Below are 7,014 nucleotides of genomic sequence, written 5' to 3'. Positions count from 1 at the left end.
TTGGGTCCAAAAATGAGCACGCCAATTTTAAAGGATTCAAATTGTAGCCTGTCCAATTTTGTGGGCAGGTGCTACTCTTAAAAAGTGTCCACACTTATGGGTACAGTATACGGCCGGGACGGGCTCCCCTGCGGGGAGCCCCTACGCCGTTGGGGTCAAAGAACCAACGGAAAATCAGAGCAACGGGATCGTCGAAATATTCGTTTTTAAGACGGCTGGATCAAACGTTCGATTGCAGCGCTGTAGGGGCGAGCCGCAGGCCCGCCCTTCTCCGGCCTCCCGGAGGGCAAATTCTTCTTTTGACAGTCATTACGTACGTTGATATAATGCTCAACAAAGAAATCACCAGTGTGGTGCATTGGCGACGGCAATTGCAGCCCGGTTCCAACATGCCAGCTGGTGATTTTTTCGATGACATCAATAATAATAGCTTGTAACCCTGTGGCTTATGCGGATAGTGTACGGCCAGCCTATCTGATCCATGCAATATTCAAAGATATTGCTGCGTGGGATAACCACAGTCGTATGAGTACCCCTCATCCGATTCGTTTCATAGCGCCACATATCTGTTTTGTATTTGCTGAATTCCCAGTGGACGACTTCCTGCAGCTGGCCATTTTTAACCATCTTTGTAGATACATCGAACCACCGGGTATCTCCCCGCATGCCATAGAAAATGGTATCATCCATCACGTAAACATCAATATCTTCACTGTCCCAACGGGCTACCCAAACGTCCGTTGCACTGGCAGTCAGCATTCCTGCTGCCCATACAAAGACGCAAAGCAACAGCACCCTTAAAGCAATCACCATTTTTCTCATAAAATCACTCCTTTTCATAGATTCCATTCTTACCCTGCTGCTGAAGATTCACCAATGCCTTCTTTCATTATAGCAAATGACCTATCCAAAAATCACGACAGAAAAAGGCCCGCAATCTTCTCAAGACTGCGGGCCTGATTTTTTGCCCCCAGGGCGGCCGGGGACGGGCTCCCCTGCGGGCAGCCCCTACACCGTTGGGGTCGGACACTCTCGTTTGATCTGTTGGACGGCGACAATATGGGCATCGGGGATACGATGAAAATCGGATTTCCCTGCCTCCCCGTTTCTCCGACCCTGACGCTGTAGGGGCGAGCCCCGGGCCCGCCCTTCCCGGCCACCCGACGGGTATCCATTCGGGAAAAATCCCCTGGATTTTTGTCCTTTTGTTTTCCTGGATGTTACTGCAACAGGTTGAATTTATCCTATCTATGGTCTATCATTGATTCATCAAACTTTAAGGATGATTGTTCTTTCAAAAAATCAGAGTCTTTTCCTGCAAGAAAGAAGGTATCCGTTATGATCAAAGAAATCGTCCACGATATTGTTTTCCTCCAGCAAAAAGCCCTTCCTGCTTTTCCCGGAGACCGGCAGACGGCCCTGGACCTGCTGGACACGCTGGTCGCCCATCGGCAGGAATGTGTGGGCATGGCTGCCAATATGATCGGAGTCCCCAAAGCCATTATCGTAGTGAATCTGGGGATGATGGATCTGATCATGTTCAATCCGGTGATTCTCAAAAAGAAACATCCCTACGAAACCGAAGAAGGCTGCCTGTCCCTATCCGGAACCCGAAAAACCACCCGGTACAGGGAAATCCAGGTAGAATTCCAGGATATGGAATTCAAAAAGCAAAAACAGACATTCAAAGATTTTACGGCAGAAATCATCCAGCACGAGGTGGATCATTTGCAGGGAATTGTGATATAAAAGAACGGATACAATATAGTCTGTACAAAAAAAGGCCCGCAGTCGATGTGACTGCGGGCCTGATTTTTTTGCGACCTGGGGGGCCGGGATGGAAGGAAAGATGGATGGAACCCGTAACCGGTTTCCTCTGAATAAGGACGCAGCTGACGCTGCTAACCCACCACCAGCCTATCGGCCGGTCCCCCGCCCTTGTAAAGGGCGGATAGTGGGTACGCGGGCTTACGCCCTGGCACCCACATAAAGCAATGGGGCAAAGCCCCGAGCGTATATCCGCCCTTTTCAAGGGCGGGGGACCGTTGCGCCTGCGCAATGGTGGTGGGTTAGCAGCCCCTGGGCTGCGTTTCCCTTCAGAAGCATCTGCCTCCGGCAGATGGTCTCCTTCTGCGTAAAACGGAAAAGCAACCCCTGCCCTTTTCCCTCAGAACCGGTCCAGCAGGGTATACCCTTTCCCCTGGAGGAAGGTTTCAGTTTCGGGTTCGTCGGTTTTCAGCACCACAATAGGGCTGGAGGTTTTCCGGTCGAAGGAGATGTACAGGTACCGGACGAACACGTTGGCGTCTTTCAGATGGGTCAGGATCTTGTCCAGGGTCCCGGGTTGGTCGCTGCCCATGTCCACAGCCAGCACATAGTCGATCCGGCACTGGTAGCCGGCTTTCTGGAGCACCTCCAGGGCCTTGTCCGGATTGTCCACGATCAGCCGGATGATGCCAAATTCGGCGCTGTCGGTGGCCAGCATGGTGTAGATGTTGATGTTCTCCCGGGCCAGGTCGTTGGTGATCTTCCCCAGAGCCCCTTTATGGTTGGCTGCAAAAAGCGAAATCTGTTTCAGCATGGTACTTCCTCCCTGTTTCTCAATAATCCACCCGGCCGGCCAGTTCCAAAATCAGATCTTTGGTTTTGGCCCAGCCCAGGCAGGGATCGGTGATGGATTTTCCGTAGACCCCTTCGCCGATTTTCTGGCTGCCGTCTTCGATGTAGCTTTCGATCATCAGGCCCTTCACCATCTTTTTCAGGTCCGGGTTCATATGGCGGCTGTAGAGCACGTCGTTGGAGATCCGGATCTGTTCCAGGTACTTTTTCCCGGAATTGGCGTGGTTGGCGTCGATGACCACCGCCGGGTTCACCAGATCCCGTTTCCCGTATTCCTCGTGGAGCCGGACCAGGTCTTCATAATGGTAGTTGGGCAGGCTCTTGCCGAACTTGTCCACATACCCCCGAAGGATGGCATGGGCCAGCGGGTTCCCTTTGGTCCGGACTTCCCAGCCCCGGAACAGGAACTGCTGCTCATGCTGGGCGGCGGCAATGGAGTTGAGCATAACGGAAATGTCCCCGGAAGTGGGGTTCTTCATCCCCACCGGGATCCCCACCCCGCTGGCCATCATCCGGTGGAGCTGGTCTTCCACGGACCGGGCCCCGATGGCCGCATAGGAAATCAGGTCGGACAGGTACCGGTGGTTTTCCGGGTAAAGGATCTCTTCAGCACAGGTGAAGCCGGTTTCCCGGATCACCCGGATGTGCATGTTCCGGCAGGCGATGATCCCGGCCAGCATGTCCTCCTTCCCTTCCGGGTCGGGCTGGTGGGCCATGCCTTTGTACCCCACCCCAATGGTCCGGGGCTTGTTGGTGTAGACCCGGGGAATGATGTACAGGGTATCCTTCACCTGTTCCTGGACTTCTGCCAACCGGTGGCAGTAGTCCACCACAGCGTCCTCATTGTCCGCAGAACAGGGACCGATGATCAGCAAAAAACGGTTGTCCTTCCCGGTGAGGATGTCCCGGATCTCCCCATCCCGGCGCCGTTTGGTCTCATAAATGGCCGGCTCCACAGGATGTTCCACCTTCAGTTCCTGGGGAGAAGGCATTTTCCGGATGAATTCCATTTCCAGTTCCATTGTATCCCTCCGTTTGGTGTAAATTGTATTCATTATACCACAAATTTGCAACAAGGACGATTGTATCTGTAAAAATTACAAAAGATACAATCGTCCTTGTTGCTGTCAATGGTCAATGGTCAATTGTCAATGGGCGAAGGAAGGGACCCGGTGCACGGGTCCCCTTGAGAAAAACGCAGCTATCGCTGCTAACCCACCACCAGCCTTGCGGCTGGTCCCCCGCCCTTGAAAAGGGCGGATAACAGGTACGCGGGCTTACGCCCTTGCCCCTGTCTTATGCAATGGGCCGTTAGGCCCGAGCGTATATCCGCCCTTTACAAGGGCGGGGGTATCCATGCGCAGCATGGGTGGTGGGTTAGCAGCCCCCTGGGCTGCGTTTCCCTTCAAAACCATCTGCCCCCGGCAGATGGTCTCCTTCACCTGCTGACTGCCTTTTACGCCTTGATCACCTGTTCAAACAATCCCTTGTTTTCCTGGATCTTCCCTTCTCCCCCGACTACGCACAGGTAGCCGTCGGAGAGCACGTCCCGTACCAGGGGCGCCAGGGCCCGGATGTCTTCGGCTGTGCAGTCGATAATCTGGTCCCGCTTTTTCTGGGCGATGGCTTCCGGGGTCCCCTTCATCTGGGCGGTGATGGCCTTTTCCAGGTGCATGGCCGGGGTAAGGGGCGTATCCACCAGGCTGATGGTGCCGATCACGTACTTGGTCATTTCCCGGTCGGAGGCCTGGAATTTTTCCAGGTAGTCCGGCAGATCCCGGTAGGCCTGGAGGCTTTCCGCCAGTTTGGGATCCCGGTAGCTGGACAGGTAGAAGGTGCCGCTGGGGTCAAACCGGGTACCGGCCCCGTAGGCCCCGCCCTGGACCCGGATCTTGGTCCACAGGTATCCGTACCGGAGGATGGTTTCCAGCACCTTCATGGCTCCCGTATAGTGGTAGCCGTGGTCATGGAAATTGCCCCCGGCCAGTACATACTGGACCTTCCCGGAGGTGGTGATCCCTTCGTTCTTCCCGGGAGCCGTCAGAACGGGCATGGCCTTCCCTGCATAGGGGGAATGGGGCAACTGGGCGGTAAAGGCTTCCATCCTGGCCAGGGCTTCCTGTTCCATGTCCTTGTCGCAGGACAGGGACTGGAGCTGGGCATCCTGGTGGAAGAAGGCGGGCACCAGAGCCTTCAGGTTGGCCGCCACTTCATCGGCCTTTTCGTCGAAATGGGCCCACAGATCCTGGAGGAACTGGTAATAGGTCAGCTGGTCGTGTTCCATGCTCCGGGCGGATTTGGAGAAGTAGCTCATAAGCCGCAGGGTGGCCACGGTCATCCCCCGGGCAAAAAAGTTGTTGTCCCAGTCGGTCTTCACTTCGCTGATGATTTCCTTCAGCCGCTTTTTGTCCTCCACATGGCTCCGGAGGGCGATGCTGCTGAGGATATCGAACAGCTTGTCCTCGTTCTTTTCCAGTACCTTGGCGGACACCTTGAACACGTTCCGGTAGGTGTTGGTGTCGTTGTACCGGCTGTAAGGCTTCACTTCAAAGTTCAGGCCTCCCAGGTACAGATCCGCCAGGGTGGTCAGTTCCTCATAGGAATAATCGTCGGTGTCCACCTTCCCCAGCACGTCGGTGAGAAGGTAAGCATAGCACAGCTTGTCTTCCGGCAGACCGGTAAGATCGAAGCACCAGTCGAAATAGGCGATCTTGTTGGTGAACTGATGGAGCACCAGATGGGTGTGGTCCCCCGCTTCCGTTACCTGGGGATGCTCGAAATCGTTTTTCCGGGTAATGTCGGACCGCTGGAGGAGCGGGATGGAGGCCAAGGCTTCCGGGGTGTCGGGGGCTGCCTGCCGGGCATGGAGCTCGTCGGCGATGGCTTCCACTTCCTTCAGCTGGTCTGCATCCATCTGGCTCTTCTTTTCCGCCATGGCCTGGGCGAACTGTTCCGCGTCCCGGGCTTCCTTCCCCGGTTCCGGGGTCAGGGTCACCAGGCATTTGTGGGTGTTGTCCAGAAGTACGCTTTCGATGAGCTGTTCATAATATCCCTTGTCGATGGCGCTCCGGAGAAAGTCCAGGCAGTCGGTGAACCGAAGACAGGCGGTGGGGTCTCCTCCGTAGAGCCAGGTTTCCATTACGTTCAGCCCGTAGATCAGGCCTTTGGGATAGATGTTGAAATCCGCTTCCCGCATCTTGAATTCTTCGGAGTTCAGTTCCGCTTCCAGGAGCCGGCGGGGAATCCCGTTCCGGGACAGATCCTGGAGGGTCCGGTACAGCACCTTTACGAACTGGTCTTCCTTGTCCGGGTCGGAACCGCTGACTTCCACAGAAAACACCGGCTGGAGCTGGGAGCCGTTCAGGCTGCCGGACACGTCGCTGCCGATGCCTGCCCGGAGCAGGGCCAGCCGCAGGGGAGCGTTGTTCCCGTCCAGGAGCACATGGGTCAAAAGCTTCAGGGCCATAATCCGCTTCTGGTCCAGGGCGGACCCCACCACGATGTTCATGGACAGGTAGGTCTTTTTGGCCGTGTCATCCCCTTCCGGCACCGGGTAGGAGGCTTTCACTTCCCGGGTCTGGTCGAAGGGAGCCTGGAGGGGGATTTCCACCTTCAGGGTGCCGGTCTTGGGGAACCGGCTGAGATATTCCCGGTCCATGTAGTCCAGCCAGTCGGCGATGTCCACATCCCCGTACAGGTAGATGTAGGCGTTTTCCGGGCTGTAGTATTTTTTGTGGAAGGCCACGAACCCTTCCTGGGTCAGCTGGGGAATGGCGGAAGGCAGGCCGCCGGATTCGAACCGGTAAGGGGAATCCGGGAACAGGGCCTTCATCACTTCATGTTCCTCGATGGCATCCGGGGAGGAATAGACCCCCTTCATTTCGTTGTACACCACCCCGTTGTAAAGGAGAGGTTTGTCCCCTTCTTTCCCCAGTTCGTAATGCCAGCCTTCCTGGCGGAGGGTAAAGGGGTTCTCTCCGATGAGAGGATAGAACACCGCATCCAGGTACACGTCCACCAGGTTCCGGAAGTCCTTGGCATTCCGGCTGGCCACCGGGTACACAGTTTTGTCCGTGTAGGTCATGGCGTTCAGGAAGGTGTTCAGGGAGCCTTTCACCAGTTCCACGAAAGGTTCCTTCAGACGGTATTTCCGGCTGCCGCAAAGGACGGAATGTTCGGTGATGTGGGCCACCCCGGTGTCGTCCTGGCTGGGAGTCCGGAAGCCGATAGTGAACACCTTGTTGTCGTCTTTTGAGGACAGGTAGAACAGTTTGGCCCCGCTGGCCTCATGGATCATTTCGTAAGCCGTGGCTTCGATATCCGGCAGAGGGGTGATTTTTTGTACGGCAAAGCCGTGGAGTTTCGTTCCAACAGAAAGTTCCATGCAGAATCTTC

At 55.6% G+C, this 7,014-nt stretch carries 5 protein-coding genes; 1 reads left to right on the top strand and 4 read right to left on the bottom strand.

The genetic code is table 11. The features are described from left to right. Positions 1 to 417: 417 nt before the first annotated feature. Positions 418 to 822 (bottom strand): hypothetical protein, encoded by a 405-nt coding sequence (locus ACTQY1_RS09755; RefSeq protein WP_441374128.1) that lies wholly within the window; start codon positions 820 to 822, stop codon positions 418 to 420. A 516-nt stretch (positions 823 to 1,338) separates the two neighbouring features. Here ACTQY1_RS09755 and ACTQY1_RS09750 point away from each other — a divergent pair. Next, positions 1,339 to 1,749, top strand: a complete 411-nt coding sequence (locus ACTQY1_RS09750) for a peptide deformylase (RefSeq protein WP_441368631.1) — start codon at positions 1,339 to 1,341, stop codon at positions 1,747 to 1,749. Between the two features lie 418 nt (positions 1,750 to 2,167). Here ACTQY1_RS09750 and ACTQY1_RS09745 read toward each other — a convergent pair whose 3' ends face one another. The 3 genes from ACTQY1_RS09745 to ACTQY1_RS09735 all read right to left on the bottom strand — a co-directional run bounded on the left by ACTQY1_RS09745 (position 2,168) and on the right by ACTQY1_RS09735 (position 7,003). Further along, on the bottom strand, positions 2,168 to 2,581 hold the full coding sequence (locus ACTQY1_RS09745) for an amino acid-binding ACT domain protein (protein ID WP_022488105.1): 414 nt from the start codon (positions 2,579 to 2,581) through the stop codon (positions 2,168 to 2,170). A gap of 19 nt (positions 2,582 to 2,600) precedes the next feature. Beyond that, positions 2,601 to 3,641, bottom strand: coding sequence for a 3-deoxy-7-phosphoheptulonate synthase (locus ACTQY1_RS09740; RefSeq protein WP_022488106.1), 1,041 nt, complete (start codon positions 3,639 to 3,641; stop codon positions 2,601 to 2,603). A gap of 434 nt (positions 3,642 to 4,075) precedes the next feature. Beyond that, positions 4,076 to 7,003, bottom strand: coding sequence for an insulinase family protein (locus ACTQY1_RS09735; RefSeq protein WP_022487625.1), 2,928 nt, complete (start codon positions 7,001 to 7,003; stop codon positions 4,076 to 4,078). Positions 7,004 to 7,014: the final 11 nt, after the last annotated feature.

Source organism: Acidaminococcus sp. HCP3S3_G9_1 (assembly GCF_052122455.1).
Taxonomy (GTDB): domain Bacteria; phylum Bacillota; class Negativicutes; order Acidaminococcales; family Acidaminococcaceae; genus Acidaminococcus.
The sequence above is the reverse complement of the archived record's forward strand: the minus strand, read 5'-3'. Positions and strand labels throughout refer to the sequence as shown.

Bases quoted from the DNA above. Each gene is read 5' to 3' on its own strand.
- ACTQY1_RS09755 (WP_441374128.1), bottom strand. From the start codon at position 822: ATGAGAAAAATGGTGATTGCTTTAAGGGTGCTGTTGCTTTGCGTCTTT.
- ACTQY1_RS09750 (WP_441368631.1), top strand. From the start codon at position 1,339: ATGATCAAAGAAATCGTCCACGATATTGTTTTCCTCCAGCAAAAAGCC.
- ACTQY1_RS09745 (WP_022488105.1), bottom strand. From the start codon at position 2,581: ATGCTGAAACAGATTTCGCTTTTTGCAGCCAACCATAAAGGGGCTCTG.
- ACTQY1_RS09740 (WP_022488106.1), bottom strand. From the start codon at position 3,641: ATGGAACTGGAAATGGAATTCATCCGGAAAATGCCTTCTCCCCAGGAA.
- ACTQY1_RS09735 (WP_022487625.1), bottom strand. From the start codon at position 7,003: ATGGAACTTTCTGTTGGAACGAAACTCCACGGCTTTGCCGTACAAAAA.